Source organism: Lactobacillus sp., from assembly GCF_014803895.1.
The window spans coordinates 61,172-82,968 of sequence record NZ_JAAVAU010000001.1 but is presented as its reverse complement, the minus strand read 5'-3'; the positions used below and the strand labels follow the sequence as shown (position 1 = coordinate 82,968).

Annotated in this window: 19 protein-coding genes; 2 read left to right on the top strand and 17 right to left on the bottom strand. The window is 34.8% G+C overall.

Annotation, left to right across the window (positions count from 1 at the left end; translation table 11 throughout):
* Positions 1-52: 52 nt before the first annotated feature.
* From truB to HDR40_RS00330, 17 genes are all read right to left on the bottom strand, one after another.
* Positions 53-946: a tRNA pseudouridine(55) synthase TruB gene (gene truB, locus HDR40_RS00410; RefSeq protein ID WP_290625181.1), complete on the bottom strand. Its 894-nt coding sequence runs from the start codon at positions 944-946 to the stop codon at positions 53-55.
* Positions 947-993: 47 nt separating this feature from the next.
* A complete protein-coding gene (locus HDR40_RS00405; protein ID WP_290625179.1) occupies positions 994-1,365 on the bottom strand; it encodes a ribosome-binding factor A in 372 nt (123 codons plus the stop codon).
* 37 nt (positions 1,366-1,402) lie between these two features.
* Positions 1,403-4,048, bottom strand: a complete 2,646-nt coding sequence (infB, locus tag HDR40_RS00400) for a translation initiation factor IF-2 (protein WP_290625178.1) — start codon at positions 4,046-4,048, stop codon at positions 1,403-1,405.
* 4 nt (positions 4,049-4,052) lie between these two features.
* Positions 4,053-4,364, bottom strand: a complete 312-nt coding sequence (locus HDR40_RS00395; protein WP_290625177.1) for a ribosomal L7Ae/L30e/S12e/Gadd45 family protein — start codon at positions 4,362-4,364, stop codon at positions 4,053-4,055.
* A gap of 2 nt (positions 4,365-4,366) precedes the next feature.
* Positions 4,367-4,663: a YlxR family protein gene (locus tag HDR40_RS00390; protein ID WP_290625176.1), complete on the bottom strand. Its 297-nt coding sequence runs from the start codon at positions 4,661-4,663 to the stop codon at positions 4,367-4,369.
* A gap of 16 nt (positions 4,664-4,679) precedes the next feature.
* On the bottom strand, positions 4,680-5,858 hold the full coding sequence (gene nusA, locus HDR40_RS00385) for a transcription termination factor NusA (RefSeq protein WP_290625175.1): 1,179 nt from the start codon (positions 5,856-5,858) through the stop codon (positions 4,680-4,682).
* 20 nt (positions 5,859-5,878) lie between these two features.
* A complete protein-coding gene (gene rimP / locus HDR40_RS00380; RefSeq protein WP_290625174.1) occupies positions 5,879-6,355 on the bottom strand; it encodes a ribosome maturation factor RimP in 477 nt (158 codons plus the stop codon).
* A 109-nt stretch (positions 6,356-6,464) separates the two neighbouring features.
* Complete coding sequence (locus tag HDR40_RS00375) at positions 6,465-10,763, bottom strand: PolC-type DNA polymerase III (RefSeq protein ID WP_290625173.1); 4,299 nt, start codon at positions 10,761-10,763, stop codon at positions 6,465-6,467.
* Positions 10,764-10,768: 5 nt separating this feature from the next.
* The gene (locus HDR40_RS00370) at positions 10,769-12,466 is read right to left on the bottom strand and encodes a proline--tRNA ligase (protein WP_290625172.1); all 1,698 of its coding nucleotides are present in this window, start codon (positions 12,464-12,466) and stop codon (positions 10,769-10,771) included.
* A gap of 32 nt (positions 12,467-12,498) precedes the next feature.
* Entirely contained in the window at positions 12,499-13,755 is a 1,257-nt protein-coding gene (rseP, locus tag HDR40_RS00365; RefSeq protein ID WP_290625171.1) for an RIP metalloprotease RseP, read from the bottom strand.
* A 12-nt stretch (positions 13,756-13,767) separates the two neighbouring features.
* Positions 13,768-14,559, bottom strand: coding sequence for a phosphatidate cytidylyltransferase (locus tag HDR40_RS00360; RefSeq protein ID WP_290625170.1), 792 nt, complete (start codon positions 14,557-14,559; stop codon positions 13,768-13,770).
* Between the two features lie 22 nt (positions 14,560-14,581).
* Positions 14,582-15,301 carry an isoprenyl transferase gene (locus tag HDR40_RS00355; RefSeq protein WP_290625169.1) on the bottom strand — a complete coding sequence of 240 codons (720 nt, stop codon included), beginning with the start codon at positions 15,299-15,301 and terminating at the stop codon, positions 14,582-14,584.
* An 8-nt stretch (positions 15,302-15,309) separates the two neighbouring features.
* Positions 15,310-15,867 (bottom strand): ribosome recycling factor, encoded by a 558-nt coding sequence (gene frr / locus HDR40_RS00350; RefSeq protein ID WP_290625168.1) that lies wholly within the window; start codon positions 15,865-15,867, stop codon positions 15,310-15,312.
* Positions 15,867-16,592 carry a UMP kinase gene (gene pyrH / locus HDR40_RS00345; protein ID WP_290625167.1) on the bottom strand — a complete coding sequence of 242 codons (726 nt, stop codon included), beginning with the start codon at positions 16,590-16,592 and terminating at the stop codon, positions 15,867-15,869. The genes frr and pyrH overlap by 1 nt, the downstream gene beginning before the upstream one ends.
* 120 nt (positions 16,593-16,712) lie before the next feature.
* A complete protein-coding gene (gene tsf / locus HDR40_RS00340; RefSeq protein WP_290625166.1) occupies positions 16,713-17,738 on the bottom strand; it encodes a translation elongation factor Ts in 1,026 nt (341 codons plus the stop codon).
* Between the two features lie 32 nt (positions 17,739-17,770).
* The gene (gene rpsB / locus HDR40_RS00335) at positions 17,771-18,562 is read right to left on the bottom strand and encodes a 30S ribosomal protein S2 (protein ID WP_290625165.1); all 792 of its coding nucleotides are present in this window, start codon (positions 18,560-18,562) and stop codon (positions 17,771-17,773) included.
* A 160-nt stretch (positions 18,563-18,722) separates the two neighbouring features.
* Entirely contained in the window at positions 18,723-19,757 is a 1,035-nt protein-coding gene (locus tag HDR40_RS00330) for a GIY-YIG nuclease family protein (RefSeq protein WP_290625200.1), read from the bottom strand.
* Between the two features lie 74 nt (positions 19,758-19,831).
* Between HDR40_RS00330 and HDR40_RS00325 the strand changes: the two genes are divergently transcribed.
* On the top strand, positions 19,832-20,446 hold the full coding sequence (locus tag HDR40_RS00325) for a 1-acyl-sn-glycerol-3-phosphate acyltransferase (protein WP_290625164.1): 615 nt from the start codon (positions 19,832-19,834) through the stop codon (positions 20,444-20,446).
* A gap of 121 nt (positions 20,447-20,567) precedes the next feature.
* Positions 20,568-21,749: a cyclopropane-fatty-acyl-phospholipid synthase family protein gene (locus tag HDR40_RS00320; protein WP_290625198.1), complete on the top strand. Its 1,182-nt coding sequence runs from the start codon at positions 20,568-20,570 to the stop codon at positions 21,747-21,749.
* Positions 21,750-21,797 lie beyond the last annotated feature (48 nt).

Genomic DNA, 21,797 nt, shown 5'->3' with positions numbered 1-21,797 from the left:
TACTAAAGATTAGCACTCTAATCAAGTAGAGTGCTAAAATTTCTGAATTAATTTAGTTATTTTGTAATAACATTAAATCTGGACGATATTCTCTATCTTTTTTCTTATAAATAGCCTTAATTTTTCCTTTATAGCTCAAAGCTACAGTATTAGGTACATTGGTTAATCTAATACCTGCACCATTTTTTACACGAGAAAACTGACTTTCAGTAAGGTCAATATTAGTTAAATCTACAAAAAAACTATCAATAGATTGTAACCATTTATCGGGCTCATTGATATTAGCCTCAATTTCTTCTAAGCTAACTGCTTGACTCATATCATATCCAGAACTAGCAGTTCTAGTTAATTTAGTCATTACTGCTGGTACACCTAACAATGATCCAAGGTCATTAACTAATGATCTAACGTATGTTCCCTTCGAACATTGGATAGAAAAATTAAATTTTTCACTTTTATTTTCTCCATCATAAATTGGATCAGAGGTAAGCCTATAACTGTAAATCTCCACTTCTCTTTTAGGACGTTCAACTGAAATGCCTTCTCTAGCATACTCGTAAAGTCTTTTTCCATTAACTTTTACCGCAGAATAAATCGGCGGAACCTGTTCAATTTTTCCTGTTAATTTGTTCATTCCTTCTACAATTTCTTTACTAGAAATTGGATCTAAAATTTCTTTTTTTTCTAAAACTTTACCCTCTAAATCATAGCTATCGGTTGCTTGGCCAAACATTCCTTGACCAACATATGATTTAGGCTTAGTGTGCATTAATTCAATTAACTTAGTAGCTTGTCCAATTGCAATTGGTAAAACCCCATTTACCTCAGGATCTAAAGTTCCAGCATGACCTATTTTTTTAATATGTAGAATTTTCCGTAACTTATAAACACAATCGCTACTAGTCATTCCTCGGGGTTTATTTAAAACTACAATTCCATTTAACATATTTTCTATCCTTATCTTGATGAAAAAAGCGCCTTAAGGCGCTTTTCTTAATTATTTTTATTTTCTCGAGCTTCATCAGCTTTCTTTACTTCTCTGATCAAGCTATCAATCTTATTACCATAAGCAACAGAACTATCTCGCTTAAAGATTAATTCTGGTACTTTATAAACCGTAAGAGTTTGACCTAATAAGTGTCTCATGGCACCTTTAGCCTTCTCTAAACCTTCGGCAGCTTCTTTTTCTGCCTTAGGGTCATCTGATAACAAGCTGTAATAAACAGTTGCATAAGAAAGATCATTAGTACATTCAACTGCAGTGATTGTTACATCACTGACACGTGGATCACGAATATCTTTACGTAAAATTTTAGTTAATTCTCGAAGTATTTCACCTTCGACACGTCCAATTCTATGTTTCATAAATAGTACTCCTTTTTAACTAAAGAGTTGGCCTATTCTATTCAACAGGTACTTCTTGCATTTCGTATGCTTCTAATTGATCATCAATTTTAATATCGTTAAAGTTTTCAATAGTTAAACCACAATCAAATCCTTGCTTAACTTCCTTAACGTCATCTTTAAATCTCTTAAGTGAAGCGACCTTACCATCGTATTTCACAATACCATCTCTAATAACACGAATACCAGAGTCGCGAGTTACATAACCACTATCAACAAATGCACCAGCAATAGTACCCACCTTAGAAACCTTCCAAGTCTCACGAACAGTTAAATTACCAGTAACTTTTTCTTCATAAGTAGGTTCAAGCATACCCTTCATCGCAGCTTCAACATCATCCATTGCCTTATAAATAATGTTATAAAGACGAATATCTACGCCATCACTTTCAGCTTGGCTCTTAGCAGTAGCAGTTGGACGAACATTGAATCCAATAATAAAGGCATTTGAAGCACCAGCTAAGGTAACATCAGATTCATTAATCGCACCAACACCAGCGTGAATAATATTTACACGAACTCCTTCAACATCAATCTTTTCAAGTGACTGTTGCAATGCTTCTGCAGAACCTTGAACATCAGCCTTAAGAACGATGTCTACTTCTTTCATGTTTTCTTTCTTCATTGTATCAAACAAGTTGTCCAAAGTTACATGTTGTACGTTTTCACGTTGCTTCTCAAGAGAGTTTTTAGCACGTTGTTCACCAACACTTCTTGCAGTCTTTTCATCATCAAAGACAACCAACTTATCAGCAGATGAAGGAACATCATTCAATCCTGTAATTTCAACTGGTGTAGATGGGGTAGCTTTCTTAACACGACGACCTTTATCGTTAGTCATAACACGAACACGACCATAAGTATCACCAACAACAATTGGATCACCGATTTTCAAAGTACCTTGTTGAATAAGTAAGTCAGCAACAGGACCACGACCCTTATCCAATCTTGCTTCAACAACAGTACCAATAGCCTTTTGATCTGGATCAGCTTGGAGTTCCATAACATCAGCTTGAAGTAAAATCATTTGAAGTAAGTCGTCGACATTTTGACCAGTCTTAGCAGAAATCTTAACAAAGATTGTCTCACCACCCCAGTCTTCTGGGACAAGACCATATTTCATGAGTTGTTCCATTACATGATCAGGATTTGCGCCTGGTTTATCAATCTTGTTAACTGCAACAATAATTGGAACATTAGCACTTTTGGCATGGTCAATAGCTTCAATAGTCTGTGGCATTACACCATCATCTGCTGCTACAACCAAAACAACGATATCGGTAACTTCAGCACCACGAGCACGCATGTTAGAGAAAGCGGCGTGTCCCGGAGTATCTAAGAATGTAATTAAACGATCATCTAATCTTACTTGGTAAGCACCAATACTCTGAGTAATACCACCTGCTTCATGTTCAGAAACGTTAGTATGACGCAAACGATCAAGCAACGTAGTCTTACCATGGTCAACGTGTCCCATAATAGTAACTACTGGTGGACGCTTAACCTGATTTTTAGATTCTTTAGAAGTTTCCATCTCTTTAGCATAAAGATTGTCAATATCAGAAATATCTTCATGAATCTTTTCTTCAGCATTAATACCATATTCAGCAGCTAAAAGTTCAATAGTATCTTTATCTAAAGATTGGTTTTGATTAGTCATTACACCCAACATGAAAAGTTTCTTAACAATTTCTGCTGGTTCTCTATGTAAAATTTTACCTAAATCTTGAGCGTTCATCCCCTCTTCATACATTAAAGTTTCGGGTAATGGACGTTCTTTTCTTTGAGTAGGCTGTTTCTTTACTTCAGTATGTTGTGTACGTTGCTTCTTTTTATTACGACGGCGACGTGCTTTGTCAGAACGTTCACTTCTTTGACGTTCATAATCTGCTGAATTATGACGCTTCTTATTAGGCTTGCTAAATTCCTTACCTCTGTTTGGTTTAGAATCCGGTTTTTCAACTGGAGGGGTAGGAATTGAGGCCACACTTTCAACCTTCTTTACCTTAGGTCTATTTCTTGCAGGAGATGGCTTAATAATTTTAGGACCGATTGTTTTTTTACTTGCTTCTACGTGAGCTTTGACAGCTTCGGCACCTTCTTTTATGATTGGTCTTCTCTGATTACGCGTAGGATTTTCCTCTTTCTTTACGCTCTTATTAGGAGCTGATTTAGGTTTATTTTGTTTTTCATGCCATTTTTGGCGTGAAGCTTTAGCTTGTGCATCAAGCTCCCCAGCTTCCGCACGTTGTTTTTTCTTAAACTGCTTCAATAAATCTTGAGCAGCCGAACGATTAGGTTTATTGTGTGACTCTTCATGGTTATTATTAGAACGGCGGCGTTTATTAGAATTTTCAGAACGACGCTTATTTTTACCATGAAAGTCATTATTCTTCTCTTTATGGTCGCGTTTTCTAATTGCACCAACTGAGACTTTTATCTTACTCTTTCCTTTAGATTTACTATTGTCAGCTTTTGATGATTTAGCAGTCTTAAAACTACTCATTAATTTAGAAACTTGCGCATCATCCAATGAGGACATGTGACTTTTAACATCAAACCCTAGTTCCTTTGCCTTATCAACAACGGTCTTATTATCGATGTCTAATTCTTTTGCTACTTCGTATACTCTTTTTTTAGCCATCAAATCACACTCCTTTATTTAATTTTTTTATTATAGCTTGACTAAACCCTGGATCTGCAATTGCGACCACTTTACNCTTCTTCCCNAATNCATCTGTAAGCTNATCTNCTGTAAATAATTCACAAACAGNAATGTNTTGCTTACNATTTAAAAATTCTAATTTATCTTTAGTATTTTCGCTTATGTCAGAAGCAATAAAAATAATCTTCAATTTATGATGCGTTAAACCTAATTTAACGGCATCAAAACCACTGATTAGCTTTCCAGCACGTTGTACCAAACCTAAAAAGTTTAAAATTTTTTTATCATTTTGCAAAACTATTCGTCACCAAACAATTCTTTTCTTGCTTTTTGGTGATCTACATATGAATAAAGTTCCTTATAAAAATCTTCAGAGATTTTAGTCCCCAGACTTTTTTCTAAAACTCTATTTTTTTGAGCTTCAGCAATTTTTTCTGGTTCTAAAGATACATATGCTCCGCGCCCTGACTTTTTACCAGTAGGATCTACGTAAACATTTTTTTCTTTATCGACTACAATTCTTACCAGCTCCTTTTTAGGAGCCATAGTATTTGTCAAAAGATCTTTACGCATTGGAATTTTTCTTTTTTTCAAAGAAAATCACCTATTCCTATTCTTTACTTTCGCTTTCATTAGTGAGTGTATCAGCTTCTTCAACCACTTCTTGTTGATTATCACTATTTTCAACTTCAGCAGTTTCTTCTGAATCCACTATCTCATCAGTGTCAGTTGAATTATTTTCTTCTACAAATTCAACTTGTGATTCTGGCTTAATATCAATCTTATAACCAGTCAATCGAGCTGCTAAACGCACATTCTGTCCCTTTTTACCAATTGCCAATGATAATTGGTAGTCAGGTACAATAACTAAAGCATTCTTTTCAGTTTCATCATCACCAAACTGAACTGCAATTACTTCAGCTGGATTAAGAGCATTGGCAATAAAATCTGAAGGATCATCTTCATATTTAACTACATCAATATTTTCTCCACCAAGTTCGTTGACAATGTTTTGAATACGCGAACCTTTTGGACCAACACAAGTACCTACAGGATCAACATTTGGATCATCACTTTTGACTGCAATTTTAGTACGATCTCCAGCTTCACGAGCAATGGAAACTATTTGAACAGTTCCATCATATACCTCAGGAATTTCTTGTTCAAATAAACGTTTTACTAAATCAGGAGCAGTTCTAGATACGACGATTTGTGCACCTTTAGAATCAGTACCAACCTTCTTAACTAAAACACGAATTCTATCTTGAGGATTATAAACTTCGTCAGCTAATTGATCTTGTGGTGGCATAACAGCCTCGACTTTACCAATCTTCACATAAACAAAGCGGTTATCCTGTCTTTCAACAATACCAGTTACAATTTCATCTAAGTATTGTGAATACTCAGCATAAATGTGTTCTCTTTCTGCTTCACGTAAACGTTGCATAATTACTTGCTTTGCAGTTTGAGCTGCCAAACGGCCAAAATTCTTAGGAGTAACTTCAAATTTAATTTCATCACCTAATTCGTAAGCTCGATTAATTTCCAAAGCATCTTTTAAACTAACTTCAAGACGATCATCTTGAACTTCTTCCACTACAGTTTTAACTGCGTTAACTTTGAAAGAACCCTTCTTTTCATCAAAAACAACTTCTACATTTTGAGCTTGATTATAATTTTTCTTATATGCGGCTACTAAAGCTGCCTTAATAGCATCAACAATAACTTCTTGCTTAATGCCTTTTTNTTTTTNTNNNNTAGCAAAAGCTTCAACCATTTCTTTTGACATAAGTTTTTGATCAATCCTTTCTAAAATTCGATTGCAAAGCGAATATTGGCAATCGCATTACGGGGAATCTCAATTTCTTTTTTACGAGTCTTGATTTTAACTTCTAACTTTGCAGTATCCTGATCAAAATCTTTTAAAGTCCCCTCATAAATTTTACTGCCATCGATCTTTTTGTATAAACCGATATGAACATACGATCCTTTTGCACGTTGCCAATCTTTTTCTGTTTTGATTGGGCGTTCTAAACCAGGAGAAGAAAGTTCCAATATATATGGTACTGGAAACGGATCTGGATTAAGTTCATCTAGCTTCTCAGAAACAATATCACTTAAATTAGCAATCTCTTCAATATCGATGCCACCCGGAACTCTATCCACATAAATACGTAAATAATATTGTGATTTTTCTTTTACATATTCAACGTCTACTAGTTCGTCACCACGAGCTTCAGCTAGGGGAGCAACTACATTTGAAACAATTTCTGTAATTTTTGCCAATTTTATTCCTCCGTAATAAAAAGAGTGAGCATCCCTGCTCACTCGAATTAGCTATTCGAACTTCATTGCTAGAATAGCATATTTAACTCAATTTGTAAATCTTCAACTCTTAAAAAAGCGAAAGTTGATTTTGATCTGGCATTCCTTCTAAAACACCATTATTTTCAAAATATTCCATAATTGTTTGCGATACTTTTCCTCGAGTTGCTAAATCTTCTTTAGATAAGAATTTTTGCTCAGTTCGAGCTGCTACAATTTGACGAGCCGCATTATCACCTAATCCAGGTACAGCATTAAATGGAGCTAAAATAGTATGATCATCAATAATCTTAAAGTCAGTTGCTTCAGATTCATCAATATCAACCATTTTAATCTTAATACCACGTTCCAAACATTCATTAGCAATTTCTAAAACAGTTAATAAAGACTTATCCTTTGCAGAAGCATCCATTCCCTTATTTTGAATTTTTTGCATAGCAGCTTTCACACTATTTTTACCATGACTCATTGCTACTAAATCAAATAAATCAGCTCTAACTGAGAAGTAAGAAGTATAGTAAATTACCGGATAATAAACCTTAAACCAAGCAATTCGTAATGCCATTAAAATATATGCTGTGGCATGTGCTTTAGGGAACATATACTTAATCTTTAAACATGAGTCAATATACCAGTCTGGAATTTTATCATTTTCTTTCAAAACTGCCATATCATCATCATTAATCCCACGACCATGACGAACCGACTCCATTGTAGAAAAGGCTACTTCTGGTTTTACTCCCCAGTGAATTAAGTCCATCATAATATTATCACGACAACCAATAACGTCTTTCAGGCTTACAATACCTTTATTAATTAAGTCTTCCGCATTTCCCAACCATACATCAGTACCATGCGATAAACCTGAAATTTGTAAAAGTTCTGAGAAAGTTGTTGGTTTAGTTTCTTCTAGCATTCCACGCACAAATCTAGTACCAAATTCAGGTACACCAAGAGTACCAGTTTGCGAACCAATTTGCTCTGGAGTAACTCCCAAAATCTTTGTGCCAGAAAAGAGTGACATTACACCTGGATCATCCGGTGGAATAGTTAATGGATCAACACCCGACAAATCTTGCAACATTCTGATCATTGTTGGGTCATCATGACCTAAGATATCAAACTTTAAGATATTATCATGAATAGAGTGAAAATCAAAGTGAGTAGTCAGCCATGCTGCGTTAAGATCGTCAGCAGGATATTGGACTGGAGTAAAGTCATAAATATCCATATCATCAGGAACAACAACAATCCCTGCCGGATGCTGTCCTGTAGTCCTCTTTACCCCCGTCGCACCTGCAGCTAAACGATCAAGTTCTGCATTTCTTAATTCTAAACCATTTTCATCTTCAAAATGCTTTGCATAACCATAGGCAGTTTTATCCGCTACTGTACCTATTGTCCCAGCCCGATATGAATTGTCCGGACCAAACATAACTCTAATATAGTTATGAGCTACAGGTTGATAATCCCCGGAGAAGTTCAAATCAATATCAGGTACTTTATCTCCATGAAAACCCAAGAACGTTGCAAAAGGAATATCTTGGCCATCTTTTACTAATTGAGCCCCACATTGAGGACATGCCTTATCAGGCAAATCATATCCAGACCCATATTCACCATTTTCAAAAAATTCTGAATATTTACATTCTGGACACCGATAATGCGGTGCAAGGGGATTAACCTCTGTAATTCCTGACATTGTGGCTACTAAACTTGAACCCACCGAACCACGTGATCCTACTAAGTAACCATCCTTATTAGACTTAGCTACTAACTTTTGAGAAATCAAATAGATAACTGCATAACCATTAGAAATAATTGAGTTAAGCTCCATATCTACTCTATCTTTTACTATCTTAGGTAAAGGATTACCGTATAACTCATATGCCTTATTATAAGTCAGATCTTTCATTTCTTGATCTGCATTAGCAATGTGAGGTGGATATAACCCACTTTTGATTGGAGCAATTTCATCAATTTGGTCCGCAATTAGATTAGGATTATCGATGACAATTTCTTTTGCTGCTTCTTCACCTAAGAAATCAAAAGCATTAAGCAATTCCTGTGTAGTATAAAAATGCAAGTCAGGTAATTCTTTATTTCGGTTAGGATTTCGCTTTTGAGCTGATATTAAGATTTTTCGATAAATGTCTTCGTGTGGTTCTACATAATGACTATCACTAGTAGCCACAACTGGTTTGTTAAGTTCTTTTCCTAATTTGTAAATATTAGAAATAATCTCTTCTAATTCTGCTTCATCTTTAATTAGGCCATCTTTAATTAATATTTGATAAGCGGCCGGTGGTTGAACTTCTAAAAAATCATAAAACTTAGCTTTTTCACGTGCTTCATCATACCCCTTTTGCATCATAGCGATGAAAACATCACCTTCTAAGCATCCACTACCGTATAATAAACCTTCATGATAATTCCTAAGTTCTGATTTAGGAGTCCTAGGTTCACGATAGAAGTATTTGGTACTTGCAACAGATACTAACTTATACATATTTTTTAAACCAGCCTGATTCAAAGCTAAAACAGTCATATGATTTGGACGTGCACGCTTATAAACCTGACCATATTTGGCATAATTATTCATTTTACCTAAATCAGCTTCATGAAATCTATCATAAAAAGCATCCAGTAACTTAAACATTAAATATCCAGTTGCTTCTGCATCCTGATTAGCTCTATGGTGGTGCTCAAGTTTTACGTTATATTTTTTGGCTAAAGAATCCAGTGTATGTCGACTTTGTTCTGGATGAAGTAATCGTGAAACTTCTAATGTATCAACTACAGGTTGTGAAATTTCATTTAAATTAGCACGTCGTAAAGCTGCATTTACAAACCCAACATCAAATTGAACATTGTGCCCACACAAAGGTCGATCGCCATAAAATTCTTTAAATTGTTTAATTACAGTGGCTTCATCATCAGCTTTGCTTACCATTTCATCAGTAATTGAAGTTAAATTAATTGTCGCATCACTTAAAGGATGGTGGGGATTAATAAATTTATCAAATCTTTCAATAACCTCTCCATTCTTCATTTTAACAGCACCAATTTCAATAATTGTGTCGTAGACTGAAGAAAGCCCAGTAGTTTCAACGTCAAAGATTACATATTCACGATCACGATAATCCATTTCTGCAGGATTTAAAACTAATAAAGCATGATCATCAATCATATTAGCTTCATATCCATACAAAATCTTTATACCTTCTTTTTTACCACCACTATAAGCTTCGGGAAAAGATTGTACATCTCCATGATCAGTAATGGCAATAGCTTTTTGACCAAATTTTTTAGCAGTTTTAATAAAATCAGTTGGACTATCTGTAGCATCTAATTGACTCATATTAGTATGCAAATGCAATTCCACATGCTTTTTATCGCCTTTATATTCTTCTTGACGGCCCGCATGTTCAATCAATTCCATATTTCTAATATTAAAAACTACCTCATGCTGCCATTGATCATCTGCAGCAGACCCTTGGAGCTTTGCCCAAACACCGGGTTTAATTGATTTATAAAAATCTACTTCATCAGGATTAGAAATAAAACGTTTAAAACTAATTGAATCGGTATAATCAGTAATTTCACCAGTAAATATTGCCTTACCAGACTTTAACTCTTTAACTTCTACATTAAAAATATTACCTTGAATAATAACATTTGAGATACCGTCTTCTAAGAACTTCATTTGAATAAACTTAGCTTTACTATCAATTTTATCCTTGCTAGCACGGGTTGTTTTAACTGGAGTATGATGCTTTGGTACTGGTGGTGCCTCATTATAAAGCTTACTCATTGCTTGATCATGCTGTACTTGTTGTTCTTCTAAGCTCTTAAAATCGGCATCATTACTTTGATTATCCACTCGTGTAGAAAATTTAATATTAAAAAATCCATACTTTCGAAATTCTTCGTTTAAAGTAGCAAGAATTTTTTCATTAATTAAATTATCTACAATTTGATTTTGACTTGGAATATACCATTTGCCATCTTCTAAAATTGGCTTTTGCTTTTGCAAAAATTTTTTAACCATCGTTGATAAGTCAGATGCATTCTGCACTACATATTCCCAATATTGTGGTAAATATAATGCCTTACCATCCGCTGTTTTAACAAAAATCTCTACATCAACAATAGAATCAAATTCAACTTTTACTGCATCTATTAATGCTTTATATGTATCAAATTGTAACGGTGTAGCAAAAAAAACGTGGATTTGCCACTTTCTTTCATTGGCAAATACATCCACGTTTTGAATTTCACCAGTTTCGATTACACTATTATCATCAAAACTATCGGGAAACTTAACTTGCTTCAATAAGCGTAAGAAAAGATCATTTTGTTTAGTCACGAAAATTACCCTAACTCTTTAGTAATATATGCGTCTAAGTCATTTAAGCTAACTTCAGTTGCCTTCTCATCAGTTGGGCGCTTAACTTCAACAATACCATCGCCAGCTTTACGACCAATCGTAATTCTAATTGGTGCACCAACTAAATCTGCATCATTAAACTTAACACCTGGACGTTCATTTCTGTCATCGTATAAAACATCATACTTAGTTGCTAATTCTTTTTCAAGTTTTTCGGCAACTTTAGTTTGCATCTCATCTTTCATCTTCATTTGAATTAAATGAATTGTAAATGGTGCTATTTCTTTTGGCCAAGCAATACCATTATCGGTTAAGTGTTGTTCAACCGCAGCTGATAACATTCTAGTAACACCGATACCATAAGAACCCATAATTACAGGCTTAGCTTTACCATTATTATCTAAGAAATCTGCACCCATAGTATCAGTATAGTAAGTACCCAACTTGAAAATATGGCCAACTTCAATAGATGTTGTAAATTGAAGTGGTAAATGATCAACTGGATCAGGTTCGCCTTCATTGGCAGTTCTAATATCAGCAAATTCATCGACCTTAAAATCACGATCTAAATTCGCATTTTGATATTGATAATCAGTTTCATTAGCACCAACGACAACATTATAAAGACCTTTTACAGTTTCATCAGCAATAATTTTATCAGCCCAATCTGCATCAATTGGACCTACGCCACCCTTAGCTGATCCAGTAATTTCTATCAGCTCGTCTGGAGTTGCTTCTCTTACTTCATCAGCATCAAGAATGTGACCTAATTTTACTTCATTAATTTCTTTATCACCACGAATCAAAACTAAAACTTTTTGATCATCAGCAATGAACAAAATACTTTTCACAATTCTAGTGGCTGGTACATCTAAAAATTCTGCTAATTTTTTAATTGAATCCATACCGGGAGTAGCAACTTTACTTAACTCTTTAGGATCTTCAGGATCTTGTTTAAAAGTATCAATACTTTGAGCCATTTCAAGATTTGCAGCATAAGTTCCCTTTTCATTAGTTGCAATTGTATCTTCACCAATAGCAGCTGGAGCTTGAAATTCAGTAGAGTTTTTACCACCCATAGTCCCAGAATCAGCAATAACTGGGCGGATATCTACCCCTGCTCTTCTAAATATATTCTTAAATGCTTGTTTTTCATCATCAAATTGTTGATCAAGTTGTTCTTGAGTTGAAGCGAAACTATACGCATCAAGCATGATGAATTCACGACCACGTAACAAACCAAAGCGAGGACGATTTTCATCACGGAATTTAGTTTGAATTTGATAAAGAGCAATTGGCATTTGTTTGTAACTCTTCAAATTTTTAGCAACAATTTCCGTAAAAGTTTCTTCATGAGTTGGACCGAGAAGACTTTCACGATCATGGCGATCCTTAAGTCTAAACATTTCTGGACCATATTTAGGTAAGCGTCCAGACTCTTCCCATAAGCTAGCTGGTAAGAAATGGGGCATTAACATTTCAGGAACATTAATTTTATCCATTTCTTCTTCCATAATATTTTCTGCTTTTCTTAAAACACGATAACCTAATGGAAGGTAAGCATAAACCCCTGCTGTAACTTGACGAATATAGCCACCACGAATCATTAACTTATGACTTTCTGCGACTGCATCTGCAGGTGCCTCTTTTAAAGTAGGCATAAAAAATTTTGATTGACGCATTTTTCCTCCAAAATTAAAATTCAATTTAATACTTATTTTATAAAGTAACGATAAATATCATTACCAGTAACCGCAATTATTAATACTAAAAGAAGTACAAAACCTATCATATCAACAATTGCTTCTTTATCTTGTGGGATTGGCTTACCAATAATTAATTCAATAATATTTAATAGTAATTTCCCACCATCTAAGCCTGGAATTGGTAATAAGTTAACAATCCCTAAGTTGATAGAAATCATGCCCAAGAAGGCCAAAATATAAGTAAAGCCCATTTTTGAAACTTGTGCAGTTTGAGAATAAATTCCTACTGGGCCTGAGAGTTTATTTAAACTAAAATGCCTAAATAGTCCCCCAACTGCATTAAAAATTAGGCCAGTAGTATCTACAGCAGTATTCCATCCATTTCCAAGTTTTGCCATAATGGAGTCATTAGTTTTAGCATAAATACCTAATTGGTATACTTTTTGCCCATTAACTTTAACTTCTTTTGGTGTTATCTTAAAGGTTTGTGTTTTATTATTTCTCTTAACTTTAACACTGATAGTTTTCTTCTTATTTTTCGTCAAAATTTGGCTTATTTGATCAAATTGGGTAATCTTTTTATTATTTAAAGCAACAATTTGATCATTAGCCTTGATTCCGACACTTTGTGCAGGAGAATTATTTACTACACGACTAATTGTAGTAGTAGATGGTCCTGGCATCATTAAAGCCCAAATTAAAAATACCACAAAGCCTAAAATTATGTTCATTAAGGGACCAGCAACATTGGTTGCTAATTTCTTCCAAACATTCGCTTCTTGAAATTGTACATCTCGAGGGGCAATTAAAAGTTCAGTCTCATTTTTTTCAATAATTGTCGCATCGTGATCAACATGATAAGTCTTAGGCTTATCTTCATCTCCATTTTCAAATCCAGAGATAATTAACTTATCCACAAGATCACTAGAATTTACTTGAACGGGAATACCTTCAATTGGCATCTGAGATCCTGATGCATCAATTCTCTTAACATTTCCGTTTTCATCTAATTGCAAAACAACTGTTGTACCGGGATCAATCTTTGCTGTATCATCTGGGCCAGCTAAACGAACGTAACCTCCCAATGGTAACCATCGAATTGTATATGTCGTCTGCTTACGCATTACTTGAAATAGCTTTGGTCCCATCCCGATAGAAAACTCTCGGACTAAGATACCTGATTTTTTGGCTACGATAAAGTGTCCAAATTCATGTACGAAAACGAGGATACCGAAAACAACAATAAAGATTAAAATTCCTTTCATCCAGTAGTTCTCCTACATAATCCCCATAAATGCAACTACAGGTAATACAAATAACATGCTATCAAATCTATCTAAAATACCACCGTGTCCGGGTAAAATTTTACCTGAGTCCTTTACACCATAAAATCTCTTATAAGCAGACTCTACTAAGTCACCCATTTGACCAATGATAGATAAGAAGAATGCTAAAATAATTAAAGTAATTGGATTTCTTCCAGTTGGTACAAAATAAACATAAATAGCGGCGCAAACTAAAGCCATAATTACAGCTCCAATTGAACCTTCCCAGGTTTTATTAGGACTAATAACTGGCCATAACTTATGCTTACCAATCTTTCTACCAATTAAGTAAGCAAAGATATCAGTTGCCCAAACTACTACAAATACGTAGAACAATACTTGTAATCCCATATGAGCATTTCTAATAGCTGCCATATAGTGAAAACCAGTCCCAATGTAGAGAGAGGCTAAAGTATATACACCTGCGTCATCAAATGTAACACGATTTTTTGATAATACCGTTCTCACCAACATTAACATCACAAAGATATAAAAAATATCTATCCGATTTAAAAATGATGGTAAAAAATTGAAAAAGCTATCAGGAACAGCTAGGGATAAAGTAGCTAATAATGCAAATACAAAATCCCAAGAAACTAGAATTTGCTTTTTCATAATAAAAATTTCACTAATACCTACTGCTGCAAAAACACAAGCAGCTATGTCTATCCAAATCCCACCAAAATATACGATAGGAATAAATACAATTAAGGCAATAATTGCCGTGATTACTCTTGTTTTCATATACTAATAAACTTCTATCAATCTATAACTTTCCAAAGCGTCGGTCACGCTTCTGATATTCATCCACTAATTGCTTCAAATCATTTTCATCAAAATCAGGCCAATTCTTATTGGTAAAGGCAAATTCGCTATAAGCTACTTGCCATAATAAAAAGTTAGATAATCTTTCCTCACCAGACGTTCTAATTAACAAATCCGGGTCATCATAGGGTTTGAGGTCATTAGTCAATAGATTATTTGAAATTATCTCTTCATCAATTTGATCCGGCCTAATTTTGCCATCTGCTGCTTCTTGAGCGAGTTTTTGAACTGCAGCTACAATTTCTTTACGAGAGCCATAGTTAAAGGCAAAATTCAATACCATACCAGTATTATTAGCAGTTTCAGCCATTGCCCTTTTAACAACTTCATAAGTTTTCTGAGGAATTTCATCTTTAAAGCCCATAATATTAACTTTAACGTTATTTTCCATCAATTCTGGCATGAACTTATTAAAAAAATCAATTGGCAACCGCATTAAATAATTTACTTCGTCCGTTGGACGAGCCCAATTTTCAGTAGAAAAGGCATAAAGCGTTAAAACTTTAATGCCTAATTCATTAGCAGCTAATGCAATTTTACGAATGTTCTTCATACCATTTTTATGACCAACAAAGCGTGGTAGGTGTTTCTTCTTAGCCCATCTACCATTTCCATCCATAATAATTGCTAAATGATTTAAAGGTCTGCTATTATCACTCATCTTAAAACCTAACCTTGAGTGATTTCCTTACTCTTTTTATCAGCAAGTTCATCAACTTTCTTAGTTGACTCATCAGTTACTTTTTGGACTTGCTTTTCTAAATTACGTTGTTCATCTTCAGTGATATCGCCATCTTTAGTTTGACGCTTTAAAGTATCCATTGCTTCACGACGAACATTTCTGATTGCAATTTTAGCTTTTTCAGCTAGTTTACCTACTTGCTTAGCAATTTCTTGACGGCGTTCACCAGTTAATTGTGGAATCACAATTCTAATTACAGAACCATCATTTGCAGGTGTAATCCCTAAATCTGAAGCTAAAATGGCATGTTCAATATCATCTAAACTAGTCTTATCATATGGTGTAACCATTAAAACACGAGCTTCAGGAATGGTAATACTTGCCATTTGATTTAAAGGTGTTGGAGCACCATAATAAGTTACCTTAATGTTATCCAACAAGCTTGCATTCGCAACACCCGCACGAATTGAGCCTAAGTCTTTTTCATAAACCGTAATAGATTTATTCATATTACTTCTTGCTTTATCAATAACTTCGTTTGCCATTATTTGTCCCCCTTAATAACTGTACCAATATTTTCACCTTCAACAACTTTTTGAATGTTGCCAGGCTTATTAACATTAAAGACAACCAATGGAATATCATTATCCATTGATAATGAACTTGCAGTACTATCCATAACTTTCAAGTTCTTAGAAATTAAATCTAATTGAGTTAATTCATCATATTTCTTAGCACTTGGATCAAGCTTTGGATCAGCAGAATATACACCATCAACACCGTTTTTGGCCATCAAAATTACATCAGCATCAATTTCAGCTGCACGTAATGCTGCAGTAGTATCAGTTGAGAAATATGGATTTCCTGTACCACCACCAAAAATTACGACGCGACCTTTTTCCAAATGACGGATAGCTTTTCTACGGATATAAGGCTCAGCAATTTGGCGCATTTCAATTGAAGTTTGTACTCTAGTAGGTACGCCAAGATTTTCTAAACCATCTTGCAAGGCCAAACCGTTCATAATTGTGGCCAGCATACCCATGTAGTCAGCTTGAGCTCTTTCCATGCCCAAATTTGCTCCAGTTTCACCACGCCACATATTACCACCACCACAGACGATACCAATTTCTACGCCCATATCATGGACTTTTTTGATTTCGCCTGCTAAATGTCTAATAACTTCCGGATTAATACCAGTTCCCTTTTCACCAGCAAGAGCTTCACCGGAAACTTTTAAAATTATGCGTTTGTACTTTACTTGACTCATGATTATCCTCCTTAATAGCTCTTATCATTTTACCATAAAGAATGCTCGATAACTGAATATAAAAGTAAAGGAATAAAAAAAAGAGCGATGCATAAGCATCACTCCTTTAAAATTAAATAATTATTTCATTTGTTCGCGAACTTCGGCAGCGAAATCTTCTTGTTTCTTTTCGATACCTTCACCAACTTCATAACGTTGGAAAGCAACTAATTTAGCGCCTTTTTCTTTCAAAAATTCACCAACAGTCTTGCTGTCGTCCATGATGTAATCTTGTGATAAAACAGCAAATTGCTTATCAACTTGAGTATTATCATCAATGAAACGTTGCATTTTACCTGGAATAATCTTATCCCAAATCTTTTCTGGCTTACCAGATTCTTTAAGTTCTGCCTTAATATCTTCTTCAGCCTTAGCTAAAACATCATCACTTAATTGTTTTGCTGAACCATAAACAAGATGTGGTAAAGGCTTCTTGTTTACTAATGCACGACTTTCATTATCTTGGTCAATCTTGTGGTTCATTACTGCTAATTGATCAGTAATAAATTCATCATCTAATTCATCTGGTGAAATAACCTTAGGACCCATAGCAGCAATATGCATTGCTAAGTGCTTAGCAGTTTCTGCATCAGCACCTTCCAAAACAGTAATAACACCAATTTGACCACCGTTATGTTGGTAAGCACCAAATTCTTGATCGTCAGTCTTTTCTTCTAAAGCAAAGCGACGTAACACGATCTTTTCACCGATTGTAGCAGTAGCATCTACGAAAGCTTGGTCCAAAGTAGTTCCATCAGCCATCTTCAATTCTTGAGCTGCTTCCATATCAGCAGGCTTACCTTCAGCAATTGTCTTAGTAGCTTCATTTACTAAGTTAACAAACTTATCGTTTTGAGAAACAAAGTCAGTTTCAGAGTTAACTTCAGTAATAGCTGCTGCATTACCATCAACATAAACTCCAGTTAAACCTTCAGCAGCGATACGATCAGCTTTCTTAGCAGCCTTTGCCATACCTTTATCACGAAGGTATTGAACTGCCTTTTCCATATCACCATCAACTTCTACCAATGCTTTTTTGGCATCCATAACACCAGCACCAGTAGTTTCACGTAATTCTTTAACTTGAGCAGCAGTAATTTTTGCCATTTCAATTTCTCCTTATGAAATCTTAGTAAAAATTAATCTTCAGTTTCTGCTTCTTCGACTACTTCTTCAATTGAAACTTCGTCATTGTCAGCTTCAGCAGCCTTGTCAGCCATTTCCTTTTCAACATCTTCGTTGTCGTNTTGACCTTGCTTACCTTNAATGANAGCGTCAGCCATAGCACCGGAAATTAAACGAATAGCACGAATAGCGTCATCATTTGATGGAATAACAACATCAATTGGATCTGGATCAGTGTTAGTATCAACCATAGCAACAACTGGAATACCTAAAATGTTAGCTTCGTGAACAGCAATCTTTTCCTTCTTAGGGTCAACAACAAACATAACATCAGGAATTCTAGGCATATCTTCAATACCACCTAAGAATCTTTCAAGCTTGTCCATTTCCTTAGTCAAAAGTGCTACTTCCTTCTTTGGAAGAACATCAAAAGTACCATCTTCTGACATTTGCTTTAATTGCTTTAATCTCTTAACACGGCTTTGAATAGTAGTCCAGTTAGTCAAAGTACCACCTAACCAACGTTGGTTAACGTAGTATTGACCTGCACGCTTAGCTTCTTCAGCGATTGAGTCTTGTGCTTGCTTCTTAGTACCAACAAACAAGAACACACCACCATCTTGAGCAACTGCCTTAGTGTAGTTGTAAGCGTCATCTAACATCTTGATAGTCTTTTGCAAGTCAATGATGTAGATACCGTTTCTTTGAGTAAAGATGTAAGGAGCCATCTTTGGGTCCCATCTTCTAGTTTGGTGACCGAAGTGGACACCTGCTTCAAGCAATTGCTTCATAGTAACAACTGTCATAAAAATATCCTCCTATGGTTATTAATTCCTCTCAGAAGGTCCCATTAAAATCAGACCCCGTAGGGCACCGTAGACTTTAATCGCTTCTGATGTGATTTATAAACTTATGTGTGCAGAAAGCACACTTGAACATTGTACCCAATCTTAATGATTTTTTCAATCAAAACTTTACATTATGTTCTCGTAAAAATTTCTCTTTCCATTCGCGACTATGATGCTTAAACCAATATTCTCTTTTTAAAGCTAATCTTTTATCATCAAATTCTTCATGATAAATCAGCTTGACAGGTCTTCTAGATTTAGTATATTTAGCTCCTTTGCCCGTATTATGCATCTCTAAACGATGGCTTAAATCATTCGTAAAACCACCATAAAAACTACCATCATTACATAAAAGACAGTAAAAATAATATTTTTGCTTTTTATTATGTTTTTGTCTTTCACTATCTGTTTGTTTAATAATCTTTTGAATTATTGGTGTAAAAGAGCCATCTAGATTATGGACTTCAATTGCATCCCGCAAAACTACCCCATCACTGCTAGCATTTCTAATCGCTTCAACAATAATTAAATTACTATCATCTCCCCGTTTAGAAACAAAAGGCTGAACAGTTTTAACGCTCATTTTATGATTCAAGCAATAATGCATGATTTCGCCCAATCGTTCTGGACGATGAACCATAAACATTTTTCCCTTCATTTTTAACATTTGACTCGCCACATCAATGATACCCTCTAAATTAATCAATAATTCATGACGAGCGATTGCCTTTTTTTCATCAGGATTAATTACATGTCCTGCAGGTGCCTTAAAATATGGAGGATTAACTACCACAACATCAAACTTATCTTTACCTAAATTTTTAGGTGCATCAATTGCATTCATTTCATAAACATTAATCCTATTTTCCAAACCATTTAACTCAACACTCCGTTGCGCCTGATTCACTATATTAGGTTGAATTTCCACTGCGTGATAATGAGCACGATTAAAATAAGACATATAGATACTTGCCGCACCATTACCACTACATAAATCTACTACTTGATAATTATCATGAATCTTTTCTTTTGCAAAATACGCTAGAAGCATTGTATCAAGTGTTACAGCAAATGAATCTTTAGCTTGAATAATTCGTAAATCATCACTATATAGATAATCAATTCTTTCCCCACTTTTAAGCAAATCTCTCATCTGCATTTACCCTCTCTATTTATATTTTTATCTAGCTGGTATAAAATATTACTACAATAATTGGAGGAAATAATATGTTTTATAAAATAATTCGCCCAATCGTCCGCTTTATTGTTTGGGTTCTAAATGGTCATTTACATGTCCACCACAAAAATCGTATCCCTGAAGGTAATTATATCTTAGCTGCACCTCATCGTACTTGGTGGGAACCAATTTTATTTGCCTTAGCAGCTAGTCCAACAGAATTTATGTTCATGGCTAAAAAAGAACTATTCAAAAATCCTATTTTAAAATTTATCTTAATTCATGCACATGCTTTTTCTGTTGATCGAAAAAATCCTGGTCCTTCAGCAATTAAAATACCAGTAAAGGGACTACGTAAAGGTAACCTTTCATTAATTATCTTTCCCTCTGGCACACGTCATTCATCAGAATTAAAAAGTGGTGCATTTGTCATCGCTAAAATGTCTGGGAAACCAATAGTTCCAGTAATCTACCAGGGTCCTTTAACTTTTGGAGGATTATTAAAGAGAAAATCATTAGATATTTGCTTTGGAGAACCTATTTATATTCCACGAAAACAAAAAGTTGATAAAGAAACGGTTCCAGAATTATATGCTGAACTTGAGCAAGCTTGGAACAAACTTGATAAAGAACAAAATCCCAATTTTCATTATGTTGCAAAATAAAAGTGAGAAAATTTTCTCACTTTTTTCTTTGCTACAGAATTTTAAATTAGTGTTAAAATTATCTCTAGGTTTTTAAAAAACGGAGGAAATTTAATTGGTATTAGAAAAAACATTTTATAAAATGATGCTCAGTAAGTCTTTCCCCTTCCCCGTAAAAGTTACTTACTGGGACGGTAAGAGTGTAGTTTATGGCAATGGAGAACCTGAACTTGAGATTGTTTTCAATGAAAAGATTCCAATTTCTGACATCAGTAGCAACGCTTCGTTAGCTCTTGGTGAAGGTTATATGGATAAAAAGATTGAAATCAAGAGTGCCAATGGTGACGATACTCAAGTAATTCAAAAGCTAATCTTGGGAGCCTATGAGTCTGCTGAATCTTTTATGAGAAATTCTAAATTCAGAAAATTTATGCCTAAGGTTAAAAAACATACTGAAAAACAAAATCAAGAAGATATTCACAGTCACTATGATATTGGAAATGAATTTTATAAATTATGGTTAGATCCAACCATGACTTACTCATGTGCTTACTTTACTAACGGTAATACCGACGACTTAGAAGCTGCACAAATTGCTAAAGTTCACCATATTCTTAAAAAGTTAAACCCACAAAAAGGTAAGACTTTCTTAGATATTGGTTGTGGCTGGGGTACTTTAATGCTCACCGCTGCTAAAGAATATGATCTTAAGGTTACTGGTGTAACTTTGAGTGAAGAACAATACAAGTTAGTAAGCCAAAAAATTAAAGCTATGGGCTTAGAAGATCAAGCTGAAGTCTTACTTGAAGATTACCGCGAATTAGGTGACCGTAAGTTTGATTACATTACTTCCGTTGGTATGTTTGAACACGTTGGTAGCGAAAACTTGAGTGGTTACTTTGCTGACGTTGCTAAATACTTAAATCCAAATGGAGCTGCTCTAATTCACGGCATTACTCGCCAACAAGGTGGTGCATCCAATGCTTGGATTGATAAGTATATTTTCCCAGGTGGTTACATTCCAGGTCTTCAAGAAATTGTCGGTGATATTGTAGAAAACAACTTGCAGATTACTGATATGGAAACTCTTCGCCGTCACTACCAACGAACTTTGGAAATTTGGGACAAGAACTTTAATGCTGTACGTGATCAAGTTAAAGAAATGATGGGGGAAAGATTTTGCAGAATGTGGGACCTTTACCTTCAAGCGTGTGCTGCTTCATTTGAATCAGGTAACATTGACGTTATCCAATACTTATTAACTAAGGGACCATCTGGTAAAAACTTACCAATGACTCGTGCTTACATGTTAACTGAAAAATAATAACTTTTACGATAAAAAAGCTGTTAGGAATTAATTCCTAGCAGCTTT